Source organism: Streptococcus sp. P25B114, assembly GCF_053010325.1.
The window spans coordinates 43121-65461 of sequence record NZ_JBRKNW010000002.1 but is presented as its reverse complement, the minus strand read 5'-3'; the positions used below and the strand labels follow the sequence as shown (position 1 = coordinate 65461).

19 protein-coding genes and 1 pseudogene are annotated in these 22341 nt (G+C 43.8%); 2 read left to right on the top strand and 18 right to left on the bottom strand.

Annotated features, from left to right (window positions below):
- Positions 1–105: 105 nt before the first annotated feature.
- A complete protein-coding gene (gene pepF / locus ACVC7T_RS01520; RefSeq protein ID WP_105160957.1) occupies positions 106–1896 on the top strand; it encodes an oligoendopeptidase F in 1791 nt (596 codons plus the stop codon).
- A gap of 35 nt (positions 1897–1931) precedes the next feature.
- On the opposite strand, the gene ACVC7T_RS01515 is transcribed toward pepF, so the two are convergent.
- From ACVC7T_RS01515 to ACVC7T_RS01440, 16 genes and pseudogenes are all read right to left on the bottom strand, one after another.
- Complete coding sequence (locus tag ACVC7T_RS01515; RefSeq protein WP_105160958.1) at positions 1932–2519, bottom strand: alpha/beta hydrolase; 588 nt, start codon at positions 2517–2519, stop codon at positions 1932–1934.
- Positions 2520–2528: 9 nt separating this feature from the next.
- Positions 2529–3479 (bottom strand): VOC family protein, encoded by a 951-nt coding sequence (locus tag ACVC7T_RS01510; RefSeq protein WP_105160959.1) that lies wholly within the window; start codon positions 3477–3479, stop codon positions 2529–2531.
- Between the two features lie 210 nt (positions 3480–3689).
- Positions 3690–4025 (bottom strand): Lin0368 family putative glycerol transporter subunit, encoded by a 336-nt coding sequence (locus ACVC7T_RS01505; protein ID WP_105137810.1) that lies wholly within the window; start codon positions 4023–4025, stop codon positions 3690–3692.
- A gap of 12 nt (positions 4026–4037) precedes the next feature.
- Positions 4038–4391, bottom strand: a complete 354-nt coding sequence (locus ACVC7T_RS01500; protein WP_105111996.1) for a Lin0368 family putative glycerol transporter subunit — start codon at positions 4389–4391, stop codon at positions 4038–4040.
- A 58-nt stretch (positions 4392–4449) separates the two neighbouring features.
- On the bottom strand, positions 4450–6279 hold the full coding sequence (gene glpO / locus ACVC7T_RS01495) for a type 1 glycerol-3-phosphate oxidase (RefSeq protein WP_447262346.1): 1830 nt from the start codon (positions 6277–6279) through the stop codon (positions 4450–4452).
- A 21-nt stretch (positions 6280–6300) separates the two neighbouring features.
- Positions 6301–7812: a glycerol kinase GlpK gene (gene glpK / locus ACVC7T_RS01490; protein WP_105122220.1), complete on the bottom strand. Its 1512-nt coding sequence runs from the start codon at positions 7810–7812 to the stop codon at positions 6301–6303.
- 178 nt (positions 7813–7990) lie between these two features.
- Positions 7991–9460, bottom strand: a complete 1470-nt coding sequence (locus ACVC7T_RS01485; RefSeq protein WP_447262345.1) for a helix-turn-helix domain-containing protein — start codon at positions 9458–9460, stop codon at positions 7991–7993.
- Positions 9461–9471: 11 nt separating this feature from the next.
- Positions 9472–10800 carry an FAD-dependent oxidoreductase gene (locus tag ACVC7T_RS01480; protein ID WP_447262344.1) on the bottom strand — a complete coding sequence of 443 codons (1329 nt, stop codon included), beginning with the start codon at positions 10798–10800 and terminating at the stop codon, positions 9472–9474.
- 428 nt (positions 10801–11228) lie between these two features.
- Entirely contained in the window at positions 11229–12164 is a 936-nt protein-coding gene (dapA, locus tag ACVC7T_RS01475) for a 4-hydroxy-tetrahydrodipicolinate synthase (RefSeq protein WP_394731931.1), read from the bottom strand.
- 8 nt (positions 12165–12172) lie between these two features.
- A complete protein-coding gene (locus tag ACVC7T_RS01470) occupies positions 12173–12541 on the bottom strand; it encodes an ACT domain-containing protein (protein ID WP_172009149.1) in 369 nt (122 codons plus the stop codon).
- An 86-nt stretch (positions 12542–12627) separates the two neighbouring features.
- The gene (locus ACVC7T_RS01465; RefSeq protein ID WP_105112003.1) at positions 12628–13704 is read right to left on the bottom strand and encodes an aspartate-semialdehyde dehydrogenase; all 1077 of its coding nucleotides are present in this window, start codon (positions 13702–13704) and stop codon (positions 12628–12630) included.
- Positions 13705–13921: 217 nt separating this feature from the next.
- Positions 13922–14254: a DUF1722 domain-containing protein gene (locus ACVC7T_RS01460; protein WP_394731940.1), complete on the bottom strand. Its 333-nt coding sequence runs from the start codon at positions 14252–14254 to the stop codon at positions 13922–13924.
- Positions 14255–14336: 82 nt separating this feature from the next.
- Positions 14337–14519, bottom strand: a pseudogene (locus ACVC7T_RS01455) (hypothetical protein); the annotation flags it as partial.
- A gap of 384 nt (positions 14520–14903) precedes the next feature.
- Entirely contained in the window at positions 14904–17180 is a 2277-nt protein-coding gene (gene pcrA, locus ACVC7T_RS01450) for a DNA helicase PcrA (RefSeq protein WP_394731932.1), read from the bottom strand.
- A gap of 121 nt (positions 17181–17301) precedes the next feature.
- The gene (gene nox / locus ACVC7T_RS01445; RefSeq protein ID WP_394731933.1) at positions 17302–18669 is read right to left on the bottom strand and encodes a H2O-forming NADH oxidase; all 1368 of its coding nucleotides are present in this window, start codon (positions 18667–18669) and stop codon (positions 17302–17304) included.
- A gap of 100 nt (positions 18670–18769) precedes the next feature.
- Complete coding sequence (locus ACVC7T_RS01440; RefSeq protein WP_105112007.1) at positions 18770–19162, bottom strand: PaaI family thioesterase; 393 nt, start codon at positions 19160–19162, stop codon at positions 18770–18772.
- Positions 19163–19297: 135 nt separating this feature from the next.
- On the opposite strand from ACVC7T_RS01440, the gene ACVC7T_RS01435 reads away from it, so the two are divergent.
- Positions 19298–19600 (top strand): hypothetical protein, encoded by a 303-nt coding sequence (locus tag ACVC7T_RS01435; protein ID WP_257104449.1) that lies wholly within the window; start codon positions 19298–19300, stop codon positions 19598–19600.
- Between the two features lie 20 nt (positions 19601–19620).
- Here ACVC7T_RS01435 and ACVC7T_RS01430 read toward each other — a convergent pair whose 3' ends face one another.
- Together ACVC7T_RS01430 and pheT are read right to left on the bottom strand one after the other, a co-directional pair.
- The gene (locus tag ACVC7T_RS01430) at positions 19621–19887 is read right to left on the bottom strand and encodes a DUF2087 domain-containing protein (protein WP_105122210.1); all 267 of its coding nucleotides are present in this window, start codon (positions 19885–19887) and stop codon (positions 19621–19623) included.
- A 54-nt stretch (positions 19888–19941) separates the two neighbouring features.
- Positions 19942–22341, bottom strand: coding sequence for a phenylalanine--tRNA ligase subunit beta (gene pheT / locus ACVC7T_RS01425; RefSeq protein WP_394731934.1), 2400 nt, complete (start codon positions 22339–22341; stop codon positions 19942–19944).

Genomic DNA, 22341 nt, shown 5'->3' with positions numbered 1-22341 from the left:
ACCCTTTCATACTTCTATTATCTAGGTTTTTCATGGTTTTGTCAAGTTATAATTTTCATTCTATGATATAATATACTTAAAATTCTGAAAATAAAGGAGAATTCTATGTCACAAGCAATGCCAAAACGCCATGAAATTGACGTGCAACTCACCTGGGATACCAACCTAATTTTCCCAGACAACCAGGCCTACAAGGATGCCCTTGCTAGCTACAAGGAACAAGTTGAGAAATTTGAGAAAACCTATAAAGGTCAATTGACCGAAAAAGCAAGTATTGTCGCTGCACTGAAAGAATACGAAGACCTGTCTATCCTCCTTAGCAAGCTGGACCACTATGCCTTCTTGCCACTTGAAGTCGACAAGATGAATACAGAATTGGCTAGCCTCGCCAATGAATACGAATTAGTGCGTGCCTTTGCCATTCCAAAATTGTCCTTCCTGGACACCGAACTGGGCTTACTTGACGAGGCAGTCTTGAACAACTTGATTGCTGAACAGCCTCAATGGAAGGCGTTTTTCGAGGCAATCATTCGCCAAAAACCTCACCAACTCAACCCTCTTCAAGAAGAACTCTTGGCCAATTTTGCACCAACCTTTGGCCAACCTTACAACAACTACGGGGTTACCAAGTTTGAGGATATGACCTTTGACAGCTTTGAAGCAAATGGCCAAACCTACGGAAACAGCTATGTTTTGTTTGAAAATGACTACGAAATCAGTCACGACACCGAAATTCGTCGTAATTCCGCTGCTGGTTTCTACAATACCTTGAAAAAATACAAGAACACAACAGCTGCAACCTATCTATCACACATTAAAAATGAGCAGATTGAGGCGCGCCTCCGCGGTTTTGACACGACCATTGACTATCTTCTCCACCACCAAAATGTTTCCCGCGACCTCTTCGACCGTCAGATTGACGTCATCATGAAAGAATTGGCACCGCACATGCGTCGCTATGTCAAGCTGGTTGCCAAGGCTCATGGCTTGGAGAAAATTACCCACGCCGACCTGAAAATCAGCCTACCGTCCGAATTTAACCAACGCATTACGCCAGAAGAGTCTAAACAATTCTTGATTGACTGTTTGGGCATCCTTGGCGACGATTATGTCAAGATGATTGAACGTTCCTTCGATGAGCGCTGGATTGACTTTGCGCAAAATGAGGGCAAGGCGACTGGTGGTTTCTGTGCGACTCTCTATGACGGACCGTCTTATATCCTGCTTTCTTGGACTGGTCTCATGAATGAAGTCCTGGTATTAGCTCACGAACTGGGGCATGCAGGGCATTTCCAATTGGCTAAGAAACAAAGCGTCCTCAGCTATGAACCTTCACTTTACTTCATCGAAGCTCCATCTACTGCTAATGAAGTCTTGACTTGTAACACTCTTTTGAAAAACAACCAAGATCCTGGCTTCCAGGCTTACTTGATTAGCGAGTTAATCAGTCGTACTTACTTCCACAACATGGTCACTCACCTGCTTGAGGCAGCCTTCCAGCGTGAGGTTTACACTCGTCTGGACAATGACGAATACCTCAACGGCGACATTCTCTGCCAAATCAAGCTGGATGTCATCAAAGAATTCTGGGGTGAAGACTTTGAAATCGGCGACGATGCTGGTCTTATCTGGATGCGCCAGCCTCACTACTACATTGGCCTCTATCCATACACCTACTCAGCTGGCTTGACCATCGGTACGGCTATGGCTAAGCAATTGGAAGAAAATCCAGAAGAAGTCGTTGAAAAATGGTTGGAAACCCTGTCACTGGGCGCTAGCCTGTCTGCCCAAGACCTGGCTAAACACGCAGGCGTTGATGTATCAACAGACCAACCACTTAAAGAAACAATCGCTTACGTTGGTTCCTTGGTCGACAAGTTGGAATCATTGGTCTAATAGCAAAAAAGACTTGAACACAAGAGTTCAGGTCTTTATTTTGTCTGATACCAGTTGATGATGCGGTCAATTTCATCAATCGTTAAAAAGTGGCCCTTGTCAAAAATGGCTAATTGAAGTTTGGGAAAGGCAGTTTCCTGCCAATTTTGGTAGAGTTCTTGAACTGCGACTGGGGCAACCAACTGGTCCTGCAAGCCAACTGTCACAAGAATGTCCGCTCGGCTATTTTCCAAAGGCACTGAAAAATCAAGAGCTGATGGATGGAGCAAAAGATAGCAGTCAGCCAAATCAGCCCGCTTGGTCAGGAGCCCTGCTATAAAATTAGCCCCATTTGAAAAGCCGACAAAGATAATTTGCTGGTAATCTGCTACTGCAATTTGTGGCCACTGGTCTATAAAATCGGTCAAACGTTGCTCAAAATCAAGCAAATCCAGCTGCCCGTCAACCAGCGGAGCAAAAAAGCGACGGGATTTCCCCTGACCAACATTACCCCGAAAAGATAGTACAGCTGCTTCAGGATCCAATTTTTCCCTCAGAAAGAGCATGGACTGCTCATCGCCACCTGTTCCGTGAAAAAAGACCAGGAGACAGGGCGCATTTCCCTCCACAAAATGATAGTTCATGACTGTCTCCTAATAACGATTTCTCAGAACTTCTTCAATCTCAGCCCGGTCCTCCTCAAAGAAGCTTGGCAAGAAGAGTTCAACATCATCGAGTTTATCTTGTTGCTCAGCTTTCTTGGCCTCGTGCAGACCTTCCATTGTCGCCACTTCAAACATAAGGTAGTTCGGCGCGCGGAAATAGAGGGAGTTCATAAAGTCCCGATTGATAATGCCTGAGTGCGGACGGTTGAGCAGGTCAAGTGTATGAACCATATCCTCTAAATCTAATGTATCCAAGACACCAAAGGCTACGTGGTGAATGGCACCAACCCCAATGACGGAGATTTTTGAAATCTGATCGACGAAAACCTGCACGCGATGCTGGAAATCATTGTCGAATTTGAGCGAAATGACCTGATGTCCCTGATAATCAAAACGGCTTTCCTCTTCAAAACCAAATCTCTCTGTCAGCATGTCCAGCAGGGCTTTCTCCTCCCGCACCCGCATCTGAATCCCAGCAATTCCTAAAATCGCAACCGATTCAGGAATCTCGGCAGTCTCCATTGGATACATAGGACCAATAGTATCATGATAGGTCAAGGCCAAATCTTGCCCATCCTCATCTTGGAAATTGAGAATATGTCTGTCTCCCATCACTTCTACTCCACCATGTTCGACCTCAAAATCCGTCAAACGTTGTGCCCAGAACTCCAGAGCTGCCTTATCCTTGACTAGAAAAATCGTTCTTTCTAGGCGATTGGTTCCCTTGCGTTCCATCTGGAAGTTTGGCATGTCAAAAATCGTGAATTCTGTACCGAACCGGCCATCTTCATCCCCGAAAAAGAGGTGATACATGGACGAATCATCCTGATTCACTGTCTTCAGGGTCAACTTCAAGCCAAGAATATGGTGATAAAAATGATAAGCCTGGTGGATGTTGCCCACCAAAGTCGAAATGTGATGAATACCTGTATTGTTCATGTAAACTACCTCGTTTCTGATTTGGTATTATTTTATCAATAATTAGTGATAGTGTAAAATATTTTGCTCACATTCTTAAAAGATCATATTGTCACGACAAGCATCATTCACTTTGAAAAGACTCTACACTTGGTTAAGCCTAGGACTTGCTGGGGTTCATTCACTATTATAAAAAGTCGGGACATTTCATCCCGACTTGAAACTTTGCTTTTAAAGGATAAATGATAGGATTAGACCGCCTAAAATTCCTCCGACCAGGGCTGCTAGGAGATTGGTTTTGGCTTTGCCAGCCTTACCACCACGCGCAACTGATGCGACAAATACACCGATACCCGCAGCAAGTCCCATATCAACCCAGGCAGAACCCGATTGGGTGATAAGCCCCACACCGTGGTTAATGGTCCAGGCCGTCCCGACAATCATTGACGCAGCGATCCAACCACCAATCGGACCAAATTTTTCAACCATCTGTCCCCAGGCCATCCGAATGATGAAGGGGAAGAGAAACGCACCAACTAAAGTAGCAATTGCTTGTTGAACTGTCATGTGATACCCTCCTTAATCTTTTTCCATATCTTCTTCAATCTTGGCTGCAACCAGTCCAGCGATGGTTGCGCCGATGACAACCAAGACGATGGTCGGAAGCGATTCAACCACAGTACCAAATCCATTAATAAAGGCATCACGGAAAATACCACACAGACCGATTCCCAGCCCCATATCGACAAAAGCTGAGTCATCATCGTGTTTGATTAGCCCCAGATAATGGTTCATAAACCACATTGGACCGATGATAATAAAGGCAGCAAAGTAGCCTCCAATAATGCCGTAGGCATCCGCAAATGCCCCCCAGACACTCATAACAATCATACCGGCAATCATATAGCCGATGGTAGAACGTAAAAATTTCATAAAGCCTCCTTGGGTTCTTTTCTATTGTTCAGCTTGGTAATCCTTTTCATAAATTGTATTACACCTTCTTCAGATAGGTCAAATCGTTTTTATTTAGAGTTTCCATAAGCAGAGCTTCTTGACTAGCAGCCTCTTCTTCTGACCAATTGTAATAAGCCGCCATTTCCTTGATGATTTCAGGTGCTACTGCATCCAATTGTTCTCGCATGAAGAGCATATAGTTTGTTCTACGAAGCAGATAATCCACTACTGTCAAGGTCATTTCTTCTTTCATGGCATAATGAAGAGAAAGCAAATCACGTTGATTAAGGTCAGACACAGCCTCTACTTTATGGTTCAGTGCAAAGACTTTTGGAGCATTTGATCCGTACAAGTTAGCAAGATAGAAGGCATCGTCGTAGTCCAAACCTTTTTTCACACCTAATTGAGCCAAGTGTTCGATTTCTTCTGCTACATTAGCTGGGTTCAATTCACCACCAGAAACAGGATAGGTCTTAGAATTGATGAGTTTAAAGCTACGCCCATGTTCTTCTTTGAGGATGTCTGCTACTTTTTCCAATGCACCTTCTGCCATCTTACGGAAGTCTGTGATTTTACCACCGGCAAGTGTGAGCAAACCATTCTCATCACGGTCAAGGGCAGAACCACGCGATACTGCAGACGGATCCAAGTGTTTTTCAGAAACGCTACCTTCCAGATGGGTCAAATCGTGTTCCACATCATCACGGGTCTTTTCATTGTTCAAGTAAGCTTTGACTGTTTCAATTAAGCTGTTGAAACTATCGTCGCTGAGTTTTCCATTGTTACCACCGTTGTAGTCAGAAGCACCATTTCCTGACAAGAGGGGACGAAGACCAGCCCAGCCACTTTCAATATCATCCAAGGTCAAGTTTGCTTCTGGGAAACGATTGTTAACAATATCCAATAGATAATCGACATCTTCTTGTGTAATCGTTGGATTCGCCAAATCACCTGTATAGTCCGTATCTGTCGTACCAAAATAGGTTTTGTTTTCACGCGGAAGGACAAAGACCATACGGCCGTCAGCGTGTCCAGTGTCAAAGTAAGTTGGTTGTGGCACAGACAAGCGAGAACTATCGACAACTAGGTGCACACCCTTGGTTGGACGCATTTGAAGGACGCCTGAACCTTCTCCACCAAGATTACGCACTTCGTCACTCCAAGGTCCTGTTGTATTGATGACCAAACGAGCACGGATTTCAAAGGTGCTGTCTGTCAGCAAATCACGAGCGACGATACCGACAACTTTTCCAGCCTCATCCTTGATGAATTTTTCCGCTTTGACACGGCTGGCAATCAAGGCTCCGTCTTTGGCAGCACGTTTGATATTTTCAATTACCAAGCGGGCATCGTTATTACGGAAGTCCAGATAAACTCCACCACCAAGCAAGCCTTCTTTTTTCAAATGCGGTGCTCGTTCCAGCACTTCTTCTCTTGTCAACACCTTATTGGCAAGGTCCGTATTGTTGACGCCAGCCAACAAATCATAGAGATCCATGGCTACTTTCAAGCGGAAGAGGCTAAAGGTAGATCCTTCTTCATCGTAAACTGGAAGCAACATTGGGTCTGGTTTGGGAATGTGGGGTGCAATATTTTGCACTACTGCACGTTCTGAAACTGTATCAGATACTACTTCTACATCAAACTGTTTGAGGTAACGAAGCCCACCGTGAACCAACTTGGTTGAACGACTGGATGTCCCTTCGGCAAAGTCCTGCATTTCAATCAAGCCAGTTTCCATACCACTAGCAGCGGCTTGGAGGGCAACACCCGCCCCCGTAATACCACCACCAATAATCAAGAGATCCAACTGTCTATCTTGCATTTTTTCAATCGCTAAGCGACGTGTTTCTTTTGAAAATTCCATGTTTTCACACTTTCTAACTTTTTACTCTTCGTCCAATTGTGCAAATAATTGCGTTGCAGCAACAGCTTTTTTCCAACCCTTGTAGAGCTGTTCTTTACGGGCTTCATTCATAGCTGGCTGGAAGGATTGTCCAACTGCGTTCAATTCTTTCAATTCATCCAAATCTTTCCAGAAACCAACTGCAAGACCTGCTAGGAAGGCTGCGCCAAGTGCAGTTGTTTCCAAGTTTTTAGCACGGGCAATCTCGATACCGAGAATATCTGCCTGGAACTGCATGAGTAGGCTATTCATAGCAGCCCCACCGTCTACTTTCAAGACAGAAATATCAATCCCTGTATCCAATTGCATGGTATCAATAACATCACGAACTTGATAGGCAATAGATTGGAGAGTAGCTTTCACAAAATCTTCCTTGCTTGTACCACGAGTTAAGCCAAAGACAGATCCACGTGCATCTGAATTCCAATATGGAGCTCCAAGTCCCGTAAAGGCTGGTACTACATAGACCTCATCGTTGCTAGTAGACTTACGAGCAAGTTCTTCAGACTCAGGCGATGTTTCCACCATTCGCATACTATCACGCAGCCATTGAACTGCAGAGCCAGCGATAAAGATTGAACCTTCTAGTGCATAGTAAACTTTTCCGTTAATGCCATAACCGATAGTGGTCAGGAGGCTATTCTCAGATAGCTGCATTTCCTCACCTGTGTTCATGACGATGAAGGAACCTGTTCCATAGGTGTTTTTCACCATACCTGGCTCAAATGCCAATTGTCCAAATAGGGCTGCTTGTTGGTCACCTGCCATACCAGAAATAGGAACTTCTGCTCCGTAGAAGTGGAATGGTGCTGTTGTTCCGTAGATTTCTGAATTGGAACGAACTTCTGGCAACATAGCTTTTGGAATATTGAGGAGTTCAAGGATTTCATCATCCCACTTGAGTTCCTTGATATTGTAAAGCATGGTGCGGGCAGCGTTTGAGTAATCTGTTACGTGGCACTTACCATTGGTCAATTTCCAAACCAACCAAGTATCGATAGTTCCAAAGAGAATCTCACCTTTTTCTGCACGTTCTTGTGCACCTGGAACTTGGTCCAAAATCCAACGAACTTTTGTTGCTGAGAAATAGGCATCTACTACAAGACCAGTCTTTTTATGAATTAAATCAGCATGTCCATCCGCCTTTAACTGATCAGCAATGTGTGATGTTTGACGGGATTGCCAGACAATGGCATTGTAGATTGGAAGTCCTGTTTCTTTGTCCCAAACAACTGTCGTTTCACGTTGGTTAGTGATACCAATCCCTTCGATCTGGTCTGGACGAACACCACTTTCAATAAAGGAACCTGCAATAACAGACTGTACAGAATTCCAAATCTCATTGGCATTGTGCTCTACCCAACCTGGTTTAGGGAAGATTTGTGTGAATTCTTTTTGGTAGCTACCAACTTTTTCACCTTTTTTATTAAAGATGATGGCGCGTGAGCTTGTTGTGCCTTGGTCGATGGCCATAATGTATTTTTCAGTTGACATTTCCTGTCCTCCTTGTAGATTTATTATTACTTTTGAAAGCGTTTCCGACTTCCTTGTGATTTTATTGTAATCTATTTTTCAAAAAAAATCTTATCAATTTTTTTATAATTTCAAAAAAAACTGATAAAGTTGTTTTTTTGCGGCAAAAGAAAAACTTCCTAGGGAACTAGAAAGTTTATCACCGACGTTCAATCCGAAACTGCTTTCGTTCGACCAACCGTTTAGACTGCTCCAACTTGCGCTGATGAATGGTCTGGATAAGGCTCTTTACATCCTTCAACTCCTGATCAGTTGGCAATCCATAGATCCGATAAGATGGATCTTGCTGCCAAGGATAATCATAGCAAATAACCAAATCATAGGATTGGTCTGATTGGACAGGCTCGATTTGAATTGACCGATTGCGTTCTAAGGACTGACATAAGACATGTAAAATGGGAGAACTAATGACAGACGGATAACTGGATGCCCACCCAATTTTCACCATGGTTGGCTCCACCTGCATAAAATATGAAAATAATTGCGTCAAAGATAGCAAATGACTGGTGGCTGGGGCTTGCCTTCTCCCAAAAATCTCCTCAGATACATGGTGCAAGATACTAGAAGCAGCCTCTTGCATGAAGGGATCATAGTCAGCCAACTCATCCAAGCCACTATCGATGCAGGAAGTAAAAAAATAGAGCTGACTAAAGACCTGATTGAGATGATAGAGTTCTCCTTCTTCCACTGTCAAATCTGTCTTCAAGAGTATTTTTACACGTTGAAAGGCCCAACTAGTCGCTTCCATAATGGGGCCTCCGAATCCTAAGACCTGTTCTAGTTGATGGGCTGCCACTATCCCTTGACTAAACAAGAAGGCAAAAACAGACATGGTGTCTCCCTCTTGAAAGGAAGCGGAAGCTTGCTGGCGTAAGGTTAAAAAGAGCTGGCGTAGGTGACGGTAAAATTTCTGTTGCTCATAGGGAGCCATTAACTGATAAACTGCCTGGAAATCCAAATCCTTCAATCGCATTCTTTTCTGAACAATCATCAACCAGAGAGCTAACTGATGGGCCTGTCGAGGATTAAATTGTGATTGATAAAAGCGTTCAAAAATCGGCAGGTGAGCAAGTTGCTCCCTAAAGACCCGATCTTGTTCTAATTCCTTGAAAGGCCTAGTCAGCCAGAATAATTGATAATAAAAATAGCGAATTTGCAACTCACTACCCCGCAAACGACCGTTCCGTATGCTCACCTGAAACTCTTTCAGGACTTTGTTTAATGTCGAAAGGTGTCTGTTCAAAGTAGCTTCACTCAGCAATAAATCTTGAGCTAGCATGGGGATGGAGCATTCATTTTTATCAAAAAAATAAAGTAAAATCTGGTACTTGATACTAGTTCTAAAGAGATAGGCAAACAGGTCTTGTCTGGATAAATTAGCTCCGCGTTGTAAGACAATTTCTTCTTCTCTAATTTGAAAAACTAGACCAAACTGGCCCTCTTCAACCTCTTCAGAGAAACTTTCTATATAGCGTAACAAGGTAGATTTAGACAGATGGAGCTCCTGGGCAACTTCCTTTATTCCAATAGGTGTAACGGACTTGCGCAAGAGAAGAAAGAGCTGGTAAATAGCGCGTTCACGTTTTTCCAATAAGTCTAGAATATGCACACAATCACCACCTATTCTTGGTCATTTTTTTGCCACAAATACTGATTGGCTGCTTCCATAATGAATGGTTGCAGATCGGTTCTACCAGGCAAACAAAGCCAGGATTCTTGTAACAAGTCCTCAACTGTCATATTTTTTGAAATAGCTAGTGCCAATACATTCATCTGTGCCATGTGGTCAGAGGAAGATACCAATTGACCACCAAGAATACGTCCATCTCCTCGACTGACCACCATTTTGAAGTCTATTTCATGTTTATCCCATTGACTGAATGGATGACGGATGCGAACAGTGTCTGTGTCTAACCACAGGTTTGCTTCCCTTTCTGTCAGTCCTACGCTAGTCAGATTATAGCCAAACACATGGGTGGAGACAATGCGTTGAACAGGCTTTAAGCTCTTCTGCTTAACCAGTAGATTTTCAGCAACCAGACGCCCTGTCAACATAGCGTGGTTGATCATGGGCAGGTAGGCCTGCCCAAACATGGTAACAGGCATCCGAATTAAATCCCCTACCGCAAAAATTCCAGCTTGGCTGGTTTCAAGATACTCATCCACCAGAATACTACCATCTGTATGCAGGTCCACTAGTCCTTCCACCAAATCTGTATGGGGTCTAAAGTTGGTACCCAAAAGCACCAAGTCCGAATGATATGTTCCCTGCAAACTGCGTAACTGGACTTGACCTATCTCATCCAAGTTAACTTCATTAACTGTTTCCGAAAAATGATAGTCGAGTCCAATTCGGTCAAACTCTTCCCAGATAAAATCGACCATTTCTTGATCGAAATATTTGGCTAAGGGCCATTCTTGTGATTCAATCAACCTGATCTTAATGGATGAAAGACTGAGAGCCTCCAAACTTTCAAGACCAATTTGACCAGCTCCTATGACTGTTACCCTTCCGGCCCCTTCAATCTTTTCGAAACTCTTTTTAGCTTCTCCAATAGATTTACTTGTCAAAATCTTTTCCGATAGATCAACCGACTGGTGTCCCCAAACTTGTTGAGCACCCATAGCTAAAATGAGATAGTCGTAGGATAATTCCCGTATGCTTTCTTCTTTTTTTAGTCTTATTTTTTTAGATACAGCTTCTATAGAAATGCATTCCCATCCAAGTAAGAAATGAACGGCCGACTGCTCTAGCCCTTCAAAATAGCCAACCCTCGCTTCTTCCCAGCTTGAAATTTCCCCTTTTACTTTCCAATTGAGTGCATTGGGAAAGTAGCCTGTACTTTCTTCCTTGTCAATCACATAAATAATCGCTTGTGGATAGCGTTTCTGGCATTCCATTGCAGCTGTCAAACCAGCGAATGAAGCACCAATGATCAAAATATTCATCCCGCTTCCTCCCTTCTCCTCCATTATAGCATTGACAAGGCAAATTCTTATTGAAAAGGTTTACACATCCAAACAAAAAAGCACACCTATTTTATGATGTGCTTGAATAAATTTAAATAAAAGGTCGAAAATAGCAGTTAACGCCTTGGTCGACCTCTCTCTCGAATTTCTAGGCTCGGGTTTGCTTTGGACACTTTCGTATTTCTTGATGACCAGCTGAAACAGTTCCCCGAACTGTTTCACTCCACTGGACTATTCGTATACCCCGAACAAGCCTCGCTTTCGTATTTTCAGGCTCGCGTTAAAACAGTCTATCCGTAGACTGTCCTCGCTTTCCAGTTTCTAGGCTCGGGTTAAAAATGTCCCCCGGACATTGTTCGCTCTCTTATTTCAAAGCTCACGTTAAAATAGTCACTCCCCTGACTATTTTAATAATCCGGTCTAACAACTCCTGTCACTATGGCTTTGGTTGCTTCGTAGTCGCCGTCAACGACGACTTTGATAATGCGTTTGGCGTCTTCTTCTGGACAAGGTACCAATGGTAAGCGGAGTGGTCCAACTTCAAATCCCATGTAATTGAGAACTGCCTTGACTGGTGCAGGACTAGGATAAGAGAATAGAGCATTAACTTTGGGAATAAACTTGCGTTGAATGGCTGCGGCTGTTCGGATATCTTGCTGCTCAATGGCAGTAAACATCTCAAACATTTCATCGCCATTGGTATGGGAAGCGACTGAGATAACACCGTCTGCTCCCAAGTTCATAGCATGGAAGGCATCGCCATCTTCACCAGTATAAACCAAAAAATCCTCTGGCTTATTCTCAATCAAGTAAGCCATGTTGGCAAGGCTTGTACACTCTTTAACACCAATGATATTTGGATGCTCTGCCAAACGCAACATGGTTTCAGGCGTCATTTCAACGACAACACGACCTGGAATATTGTAGATAATGATTGGCAAATCAGAAGCATCCGCAATGGCCTTGAAGTGCTGGTACATACCTTCTTGAGAAGGCTTGTTGTAATAAGGTACGATGGCAAGACCTGCCGCAAAGCCACCAAAGGCCGCAACTTCCTTGGCAAACTCGATGGAGTCACGGGTATCATTGGTACCGATACCTGCAATCAATGGCACGCGTCCATCGACAATCTTTTGTACTGCCGCAAATAATTCTAACTCCTCAGCGTGTGTTAGAGTTGGACTTTCGGCAGTTGTTCCTGCCAACAAAATCCCTTCCGTATGATGAGCCAACAAATGTTCGACCAATTCTGGCAATACATCATAGTTAATGGCACCATCTTCTTTAAAGGGCGTAATCATAGCCGTAATGATTTTTACATCTCGTAAATCTTGAATAGACATAGAACCTCCTAATCAATAAATTCGTATCCAGCTTTCTGAAGAACTTCAATAGCTGCTGGGAAATTATTAGCTTTAGTAAGTATGTAATCAGTATTGAAAGTAGATACTGCAAAGATACTGATTTTTGCTTCTGCTAATATTTGACTAATCTGTGAAAGGATACCTACTAATGAGAAATCAAGTACCCCTACAACACGAAAAGCTATCCAATCTTTGTCCTCTTCTATAACATTATCAGGAACTTCTTGACTCAGACAAACCAGTGAGTTTTCTTCATCCGTTTTACCGATAAAAATATAAGAACTAGTCAAGTTAATCTTTGTATAATCTTCGAGTTTACAAACTGAAAAATTACCTTTAATAATTTTAAGTTTCAATTGTTTATATCTACTTTCTAAAATAGCAAGAATCCGGCTGTTTCATTTGACAAACTTGTAAGTTGGATAAGACGTAATAGATGATTTTATTTCAATTCAAATTTCAATTCTGCTGTTGGACGAACGAGACCGCGCTCATGAAGAGTTTCAGCGATTTGAACAGAGTTCCATGCAGCACCTTTGAGCAAGTTGTCAGAAACAACCCACATGTGAATACCGTTTTCTTTGTCCAAATCTTTACGGATACGACCAACAAAGGTATCACGGCTACCAACAGCATTAATCGCTTGCGGATAAATTTGATTAGCCACATCGTCTTCTAAAACAGCACCTGGAAAGGCTGCGATGGCTGCTTTCACTTCATCAATCGGTGCAATTTCTTTGGTTTCAATGTAAACAGATTCAGAGTGGGCAGACAAGACTGGGATACGGACACAGGTTGCAGAAACGGCAATGCTGTCATCTTCCATGATTTTCTTGGTTTCTTTGGTCATCTTCATCTCTTCATAAGTGTAATCATTTTCAGTGAAGAGGTCAATTTGTGGAATCGCATTGAAACCGATTGGATAGTGCTTCTTATCGCCACCTGAAGGAAGAATATTTGCTTCTACCGCTTTTGGTTCTACTCCATCATTCAAAAACGCACGCAATTGAGCCTGAGTTTCCAAGATAGCTCCCATACCAGCACCAGAAACTGCCTGATAAGTCGATACGATGATCCGCTCTAAGCCCCATTTCTGACGAATAGGCTCCAAAGCAACCATCATCTGAATAGTTGAACAGTTAGGGCAAGCAATGATACCATTGTGGGCATCAAGCGCGTGAGCATTTACCTCAGGAACAACCAAGGGAACATCTGGATTTTGACGGAAATACGAAGTATTGTCCACGACAACAGCTCCTGCTTTTACCGCATAAGGAGCGAACTTGGCAGATGTAGAGCCTCCAGCTGAGAAGAGGGCAATATCCACTCCTTCAAAGGCTGTTTCTGTTGTTTCTTCAATGACAATGTCCTGTCCCTTAAACTGCAAGGTCTTGCCTGCTGAACGGGCAGAAGCAAGGAAACGCACTTTCTCGATTGGAAGTGTTGACTCTTCCAACATTTTTATCATTTGGGCACCAACTGCACCAGTTGCACCAACAACAGCTACTACATAAGCCATAGAAATCTCCTTTAGGTTAATTCTTCAAAATTTTCAAAAAATTTGTTATTTCATAATTATACCATAAATTTCCTGAATGAAAAGCTGGAATGTGCTAAATTTACAATCAATCTGCCGAAAATTCCACACTAGACTGAGTAAATTGTCATACGATTTCGACTTGTGCTTATCACCATTCAAAAAAGACAGAAATGACCCAAAACAAGTCATAACTGCCTTATTGTATTTTGTCCACTTGCATTATCCGACTCTGGAGCAGGTAGGGCGGCCGGTACTTGTCAGTCTTACACTTCAAAAACTTGTGCATTTCCTGGGCTTGGCTCTCCAGAAACAGGTCCAATTCCTTGAAGCGTTCCCTTTCTTCATCACTTGCACACTTTTTAAAATAACCCCAAATATGCTGATAGGCAGTGCGCAAGGTCTTTATACTAGGATTGTGAGCTAAAGCCTCCGCTAGCAAACGTTCAAATTCAAGTTCTTTGTCAACTGACCAAACATTTCCCTTAAAAAGCTGACGCAAGGCATTATAATGATGCTGAGAATGAGCCATGACCAGATATTTCTCTCTTACCCATCTCTTCTGAAAGTACTTGAGATTTGTCACCCTTGTCACCTCCTCCTATTTGTCAAACCTAGACCATCGCCAGCCACAGAACCAAACAGACCACCATATATAAACAATGCAATCCTATCAGCAAATACACTAAACTTTTGGACAAAATCGTAATATGTCGATGGACGGAGGCCTGCTTTGGCTTAAGTGGATTGTAGTAAACATCGACGCTAGAACCAATGGAAAAAGGTCCAGCAAAGAACTGGACGTTAGACTGAACAGACTATTCTTATTTCGATAAATAATTAAAGAATCTTGTAAATGTTTTCTATCTAGCAAATTATCATGCTGTCCCGTTCCGTTACCAAGCATGATAAGGGTGTTAAAACCGTGACGTATCGACAGGATTGGAAATGTGGACCAACAGCCCAATAATAGCTTTGTCTCACCCAGTAGCCCACGACAGGCAGGCCAAGGCCATTGTAGGACATGAATGAGTAGTCTTCAACACAGCCTGTCACCTTTGCAGTACAGAGTTCACTTTTCCGCTTGCTAAGGTAGTAAAACACATAGATGAGAATGGGGGATAGACTTAATAAAACTATGGTAACAGCTAGTACAATCCAAACAAATAGTTGGCTCCACACTAGTCCTCCTTGCTAATCGGAGCTAGGCTGGCCAAAACTTTTTTCAGACCCATTTCTGGAAAATTGATTTTGAGTTCTTGGTTGCTGCCCGATCCTGAAACTTCAAGTACAGTACCGCGACCCCATTTTCGATGGACAGCAATGTCGCCAACGGACCATGTTGTGGCTGAACTAGATGGATTGGAGCTAGCAAAAGGCATGGTCCCCCCAAATTGAGTGGACTGTTGCACAGAAGATTTCCGACTTTGGAGAGCCTGCTGCAAACTCATCCCTTGTCCAAACTGGGTCGCTTTGCCATTGACATAAGAAGCCTTAAAGCTGGTATTAGCTGGACGGGCCAGACCTTGATAATCCAAGAGATCACTTGAAATCTCACGAATAAAACGACTAGGCTGGTTGTAATTGCTCCGACCGAACAAGAGGCGGGAATTGGCATTGGTCAAATAAAGAATATGCTCGGCACGGGTGATGCCAACGTAAGCCAGACGGCGTTCTTCTTCTAACTCAGCTTCTTCTTCCGCTGCACGACTGAGAGGAAAGACATTTTCCTCCATACCAATGAGAAAGACCACTGGAAATTCCAAGCCCTTGGCCGCATGAAGGGTCATGAGCGTGACTTCCGACGTTTCCTTGTCTCCGTCGTCTGTATCAGCAATCAGGGCCAAATCCAGCAAGAATCGGCTGAGCCTATCCAGCCCTGTCTCTTCTTCCTCTACCTCTTTATCATCGAAATTTTTGGTCACCGAAAGAAATTCCTGAATGTTTTCAATGCGGGCATTGGCCTCAATCGTTCCTTGTACAGCCAAGGCATTGAGGTAGCCAGTCTTATCTAAGACCACCTCGGCCAATTCGGTCACTGTCATCTCATCCAGTCGATTGCGGAGATTGTATAGCAGGGTTGCAAGGTCAAAAACGGCTTGAGCAGCCTTACCCTTGACACCAGACAGCATAATATCCTGTGATGCTTCAAGCAAGGACATGGCATGCGTCGTCGCAAAGTCCCTAATCTTATCGACTGTTCCCGGCCCTACTCCGCGTTTGGGTTCATTGACAATGCGCTCGTAAGAAATATTGTCCGCAGGGTTGGCAATAATATTCAGATAGGAAATCACATCACGGATTTCCTTACGGCTATAGAACTTGGTCCCGCCCACCATCGTGTAAGGAATATTGGCCTTGAGCAGGGCCTCCTCAATGGTACGAGACTGGGCATTGGTCCGGTAAAGAACAGCGAAGTCCTTATAAGGCTTGCCTTCACGATGGTGTTGGTCAATTTGACTGGCAACATAAATCGCCTCATCGCCCTCATCGCGCGCACGATAGTAGGTAATCAAATCTCCCTGAGCATTTTGCGTCCACAGCTTCTTCGGACGGCGGTTGCGATTGTTCTCAATAACCTCATTGGCTGCCTGAAGGACTGTCTTGGTCGAGCGGTAATTTTCCTCCAGCAAAACCACCTTGCTTTCTGGATAATCCTTCTCAAAATCCAAGATATTTTGCATATCCGCCCCACGCCAGCCATAGATGGACTGGTCCGCATCACCGACCACACAGATATTCTTAAAGCGTGACGCTAAGAGTTTGACCAGCTGATACTGGGCGTGGTTGGTATCTTGGTACTCATCGACATGGATATATTGAAATTTCTGCTGGTAGTAGGTCAGGACGTCAGGATTTTGGTCAAATAGGCGGAGCGTCAACATGATTAGGTCATCAAAATCGACTGCCTCTGACTGACGGAGTTCTTTCTGATAAGCCTTGTAGCATTTGGCAACAATCTGCGTATAGAGATCGCCTGCCTGCGCCTCATAAGCCACATCATCAATCAAATCATTCTTGGCATTGGAAATGGTTGCCAAAATGGTCCGCTCACTCCACTTTTTCGGGTCCAGATTTAGAGCTTTCAAAATCCGTTTCATCAGCGTGCGTTGCTCACCCGGATCTACGATGGTAAAGTTACGGTTATAGCCAATGTGATCCGCATCCCGACGCAAAATCCGTACACACATGGAGTGGAAAGTGGCAATCAAGCAGTCTTGCGTAGCAGGATTGAGCGCATAGGCCCGCTCCTTCATCTCCCGCGCAGCCTTATTGGTAAAGGTAATGGCCAAAATATTCCAAGGATTAACCATTTTTTCATCAATCAGATAAGCAATGCGGTGGGTTAGAACACGAGTCTTGCCTGAGCCCGCACCTGCCATAATTAAGAGCGGACCTTCCGTTGTCTGAACAGCCTCCGCCTGTCTATCGTTCATTCCGTTTAATAAAGGGTTCATATTCTCATACTTTCTCAAAATGTAATTACTCTCCATTATACCAAAATATACTTCATTTACGAAATGTCAGACCAGTAAAAAAGCCCAGAGAAAACTCTGGACCTTATTTTATCAATTAAGCTTATTCCGCACCAAGTGCTGCCATTGTAATGTAGTTGTATGGCTTGTTGAAGTGTGGCAAGAAGAAGAGATCCATCAATGCCAACTCTTCGATTGTCACTTGTTTCATGATAGCAAGTGAGAACATGTGGATACCCATTGACATATCTTCGCGTGATACCATTTGGCAACCAAGAACTACACGTGTATCTTTGTCAAAGACAATCTTGATTGCTACTTCGTGGTTGTTATGTTTAATAAATTCAGGTTTTTGAAGGTCTGTGAATGACGCTACTGCTGCGTTGAAACCAGCATCTTTCGCGCGCTCTTCTGTCAAACCAGTTGAAACCATGTTAAGACCGAAGATTGAGATACCATTTGAACCTTGAACACCAACACCTTCCAACTCATGACCAGTTGCGTTGTGTGCTGCTACGATACCTGTACGAACAGCGTTTGAAGCAAGAGCGATGTAGCTTGTATCTTGACGAGCGTTGTCGTAGATAGTTGCACAGTCACCGATTGCATAAACGTCTTTCATGCTTGTTTCTTGTTTCTTGTCAACGATCCATGCACCGTTACGGAAGGTTTCCAATTGACCTTTAGCAAGACCTGTGTTAGGACGGAAGCCTACACACATGATAACCATGTCAACGTCAAATGATTCTTTATCTGTCACAAGACGCTCAACTTTACCGTCACCTTCAACAGCTTGAACAGCTTGACCAAGAGCCAATTTCACACCGTTTTCTTCAAGGTTTTTGTTCATCATTTCAGTAAAGTCGCGGTCATAGTATGCACCCATAACTGTTGGAGCAATATCAACAAGAACAACTTCTTTACCTTTACGTTTGAAGCTTTCTGCAAGCTCAACACCGATGTAACCACCACCAACAACAGCTACGCGGTTGATGTCTGGCTTTTCAAGCTTGTTGATTACGTCTTCAGCGTTTTGGTACAATTTAACAAATTGAAGGTTTTCAAGAGTTGCTTCAAAGTCAGTTGAACCTTCTTTGATTTCCACACCTTTGATTGGTGGGATGATTGGTTGTGAACCAGTCGCAAGAATCAATTTTTCGTATGATTCTACGTGCTCCTTACCGTCAACAATTGCAGTCACTTCTTTTTTCTCGAAGTCAATGTCTACAACTGGTGATTGCATGTGAACGGTTGCGCCCATGCTTTCCAATTGCTCTTTATCTGAGTAGAAAAGACCTTCTGGACCATCGATTTGTTCACCGATCCAAAGTGCCATACCACAACCCAAGAAAGAAATGTTTGAGTTTTGGTCAAATGTTACGATTTCATTTTCAGCACCGTAGTTTGACAACATTGTTTTGATACATGCAGTACCAGCGTGGTTTGTACCCACAACGACGATTTTAGCCATAATGGAAAATCTCACTTTCGAAAATATATTTTTTACACTATCCATTATACACATGACTGTTACCGATTTCAAAAATAATGCTCATAAAATCACAAAAATTTTAAGATTCTTCTTCAAAGGTTCCCGTCACAAACATGGTGAAGCTAGCTCTGACTAATTTTTGACCTTTTTCATTGGTAACAACTGCTTCTACCAACTTGGTTGAACGACCATCGTGAACAATTTCTGCCGTGATAGTCAACTTGTCTCCCAGATGGCCCGCCCTTGTAAAATGAACATTGGACTGGAGGGTCACACACTTGTATCCCTGAGAGAAAACAGCCAGTCCAGCAACATTATCACAAAAGGTAAACAGATAACCTCCGTGGGTCATGCCATAAATATTCAAGGAAGACTCAACTACTCTTGTCTCAATGACCACTCGACCATTTGAGACCTCAACCAACTCATAATTTTCAAACACCAAAACCGGTGGAATATGATATTTATCCATGTTTACTCCTCGTGTTTTTTTCTCCATTTTACGGGAAAAAATCCTTTCTTGCAAATACTTACTATATCAACAATCAACTTTCTACCCATTTTGTGAGGATTGTGCTAAAATATGGAAAACTCAAGGAGAACAACTATGTACGAATTTGTCTTAGAATACGGGTCCTTCCCTGTAAAATTGATTGATGGTTTTGTCGACAACCGCGTCGAAATCCCTGAATGGCTGGAAGGGGATGAGGAGATGATTGCTAGACTTCATGCCATCAACGAGCTCTTCCACCAACTCTTTCACACTGTAGAATGTAAATTTGACTACATCGGCAAACAATTTCCAGACAAGATTGAGCAACTGAGGGAACTCTATCACCCCTTGGCAGAAGATTTGCTGGCTAAATACGGTGATAGGATAGAATTGAAGATTGAACCCTTTATTTTGTAAGACAAAAGAGATGACCGCAATCATCTCTTTTCTTCTATTCTGTATTCCAAACCATACTGATCACGCGATAGGTAGCCATAATCTACCAAGTAACGTCTTAAAATAGCATAATCGTCATAGATCTCAGCTAGAAAGGCATTGACATCTTTTTCTGTAAATGTCGAGCCCTTCTTAGCCAATTCCTCCTGCAAGTAGGCAAACAAGACCTGCTTACTTTTTAATTTCTTCGGAATGACAAGCAACTTTCCATCTCGGAAAAATTTTTCTTGAATATCTTGAGTGTTCATACTTCCCTCCAAAAAATCCTAGCCCGCTGACTAGGATTTCACAAGATTTACATGTTAACGAATTTCAGCACCAAGCGCTTCGAGCGACTTACTAATTTTCTCCATGTACTTAGCCACTTCCTCATCCGTCAGGCTATCCGCAGGATTTTGGAAGGTCAGGTTGTAAGCCATAGATTTCTTACCAGCCTCAATATTGCTGCCCGCATAGACATCAAAGAGGGTAACCTTGGTCAAGCGTTTCACGCCCGCACCAGCAATGGCATCCAGGACATCCTGATGCTTGACATCGCTGCTCAAAAGCAGGGCAATATCACGGCTAACCGCTGGGAATTTGGAGATTTCGGTAAATGGCTGAGCAGGCTGGAGAGCTTGCTCAATCGCATCCAGATTGATTTCAGCCACGTAAGTTTCAGGAATACCGTAGTCCTTAGCCGTTTGAGGATGTACCTGACCGACAAAGCCGATCACAGCCTCATTCAAATGGATTTCAGCTGTCCGACCTGGGTGCAAGGCCGCAATCTCACTAGTCGCTACAAAATCAACAGCCAACTTGTAATGAGCAAAGATTGCTTCCAAAATCCCTTTGGCATGGAAGAAATCAACAGGCACAGCTGGTGTCTGGAAGTCTTTCTCAGCTACCAAACCAGTCAAGACAAGGGCAAACTTGTTGATTTCTTGTGGCAGGTCCTCTTTTGGATTGCCAGACTGTTCAAAGATTTTACCGATTTCGTAAAGAGCCAAGTTCTTGTTCTTACGAGCCACGTTGTAGGCAAGAGTTTCCAGCATACCAGACACCATGTTCTGACGAAGGGCAGAGCGGTCAACAGTCATTGGCCACATTAGTTCGGTGACTGTGGTTGGACGTGCTGCAAACTCCACAGCCTTTTCAGGTGTTGTCAAGGCGTAGGAAATGATTTCTGTCAGGCCTGCACCTTCTGCCAGGCTACGTACTTGGCGACGGATGTTCTGGGTCAGGGTCAACTCACCTGCTGTACCGTCCTCTTTTGGAAGAGTGGTCGGCAGATTATTATACCCATAAATACGAGCGATTTCTTCTACCAAGTCTGCTGGAATACGAATGTCCCAACGACGACGTGGTACTGCTACTGTGAACTTACTTGTATCGCCAGTTGTTTCCATACCTAAACGACGGAAAATATCTGCGATCTGAGCATAGTCAAGATTAGTCCCGAGCGAGCGGTTAACGTAGTCAATGGTCGCTGTGACTGGGACATCCGAAGTATCTACGCTACCCGCAGAAACGATACCAGACAAGACCTGACCGCCAGCCAGTTCCGCAATCATAGCAGCTGCTGTGTCCATAGCTTCCGTCAAAGTTGCCACGTTGATGCCTTTTTCAAAGCGAGAAGAGGACTCAGAGCGAAGGTTGAGGCGACCTGAGGTCTTGCGGATAGACTTGCCGTCAAAAAGGGCAGCTTCCAGCACAACGGTCTTAGAGTTGTTGTCAATCTCTGTGTTGGCACCGCCCATGACACCACCGAGGGCAACTGCCTTGTTCGCAACGGAAATGACGATATCATCGGCAATCAAGTCACGCTCTTCACCGTCAAGGGTCACCAAGTTTTCACCCTCTTTTGCCTGACGAGCCACGATTTTCTTGCCATCAAACTTGTCAAAGTCAAAGGCGTGCATTGGCTGACCGAAGTAGAGCAAGATATAGTTGGTGATGTCAACCACGTTGTTAAGCGGGCGAATACCTGCGTTCATGAGCAGATTTTGTAACCACTGTGGGCTTGGTGCGATGGTCACATTTTCAATGACACGGGCCGTGTAGGCAGTCACCTTGTCTGACTCAATAGCCACTTCAATCACATCGCTGGCCTTCTTGTCGCTTTCTTCCAAGACAACAGGCTTGAAGTTGACCTTGCTGTCATAGATAGCTGCCACTTCGTGAGCCACGCCACGCATAGAGAGAGCGTCGGCACGGTTTGGTGTGATGGACAGCTCGATAATCTCGTCGTCCAGGTCCAGGTATGAAAAGATTGGCTCACCCACGACTGCATCTTCTGGCAGGTGGTAGATACCGTCCGCATAGACCTTTGGCACCACAGAGTCGGACACACCGATTTCGCTCAATGAGCAGAGCATACCCAAAGACTCAACGCCGCGAATTTTGCCTTTCTTGATCTTGTAGTTGCCAGCGATACGCGCACCTGGCAGAGCGACGATCACCTTGATGCCTGGCTTAACATTTGGAGCACCGCAAACGATTTGCGTGATTTCCTCACCCACATTGACCTGACAGATATTGAGGTGGGTATCTGGAATTGGCTCAGCAGACACAACCTGCCCGACAACCAACTTAGAAAGGCCAGCACTCTTTTGCTCAACCCCTTCTACTTCAATTCCTGTTGTTGACATTTTTTCAGACAAGTCATGACTTGTCGCATCAAAGTCAACCAGTTCTTTTAACCATTTATAACTTACTAACAT

What these genes read in the sequence shown, in the direction of transcription:
- ACVC7T_RS01480 (WP_447262344.1), bottom strand. Translation starts at nt 10,800, where the DNA reads ATGAATATTTTGATCATTGGTGCTTCATTCGCTGGTTTGACAGCTGCA.
- ACVC7T_RS01510 (WP_105160959.1), bottom strand. Translation starts at nt 3,479, where the DNA reads ATGAACAATACAGGTATTCATCACATTTCGACTTTGGTGGGCAACATC.
- ACVC7T_RS01465 (WP_105112003.1), bottom strand. Translation starts at nt 13,704, where the DNA reads ATGGCTTATGTAGTAGCTGTTGTTGGTGCAACTGGTGCAGTTGGTGCC.
- pepF (WP_105160957.1), top strand. Translation starts at nt 106, where the DNA reads ATGTCACAAGCAATGCCAAAACGCCATGAAATTGACGTGCAACTCACC.
- ACVC7T_RS01500 (WP_105111996.1), bottom strand. Translation starts at nt 4,391, where the DNA reads ATGAAATTTTTACGTTCTACCATCGGCTATATGATTGCCGGTATGATT.
- pcrA (WP_394731932.1), bottom strand. Translation starts at nt 17,180, where the DNA reads ATGAACCCTTTATTAAACGGAATGAACGATAGACAGGCGGAGGCTGTT.
- glpK (WP_105122220.1), bottom strand. Translation starts at nt 7,812, where the DNA reads ATGTCAACTGAAAAATACATTATGGCCATCGACCAAGGCACAACAAGC.
- nox (WP_394731933.1), bottom strand. Translation starts at nt 18,669, where the DNA reads ATGGCTAAAATCGTCGTTGTGGGTACAAACCACGCTGGTACTGCATGT.
- ACVC7T_RS01440 (WP_105112007.1), bottom strand. Translation starts at nt 19,162, where the DNA reads ATGGATAAATATCATATTCCACCGGTTTTGGTGTTTGAAAATTATGAG.
- ACVC7T_RS01435 (WP_257104449.1), top strand. Translation starts at nt 19,298, where the DNA reads ATGTACGAATTTGTCTTAGAATACGGGTCCTTCCCTGTAAAATTGATT.
- ACVC7T_RS01505 (WP_105137810.1), bottom strand. Translation starts at nt 4,025, where the DNA reads ATGACAGTTCAACAAGCAATTGCTACTTTAGTTGGTGCGTTTCTCTTC.
- ACVC7T_RS01515 (WP_105160958.1), bottom strand. Translation starts at nt 2,519, where the DNA reads ATGAACTATCATTTTGTGGAGGGAAATGCGCCCTGTCTCCTGGTCTTT.
- pheT (WP_394731934.1), bottom strand. Translation starts at nt 22,341, where the DNA reads ATGTTAGTAAGTTATAAATGGTTAAAAGAACTGGTTGACTTTGATGCG.
- ACVC7T_RS01460 (WP_394731940.1), bottom strand. Translation starts at nt 14,254, where the DNA reads ATGGCTCATTCTCAGCATCATTATAATGCCTTGCGTCAGCTTTTTAAG.
- ACVC7T_RS01430 (WP_105122210.1), bottom strand. Translation starts at nt 19,887, where the DNA reads ATGAACACTCAAGATATTCAAGAAAAATTTTTCCGAGATGGAAAGTTG.
- glpO (WP_447262346.1), bottom strand. Translation starts at nt 6,279, where the DNA reads ATGGAATTTTCAAAAGAAACACGTCGCTTAGCGATTGAAAAAATGCAA.
- dapA (WP_394731931.1), bottom strand. Translation starts at nt 12,164, where the DNA reads ATGTCTATTCAAGATTTACGAGATGTAAAAATCATTACGGCTATGATT.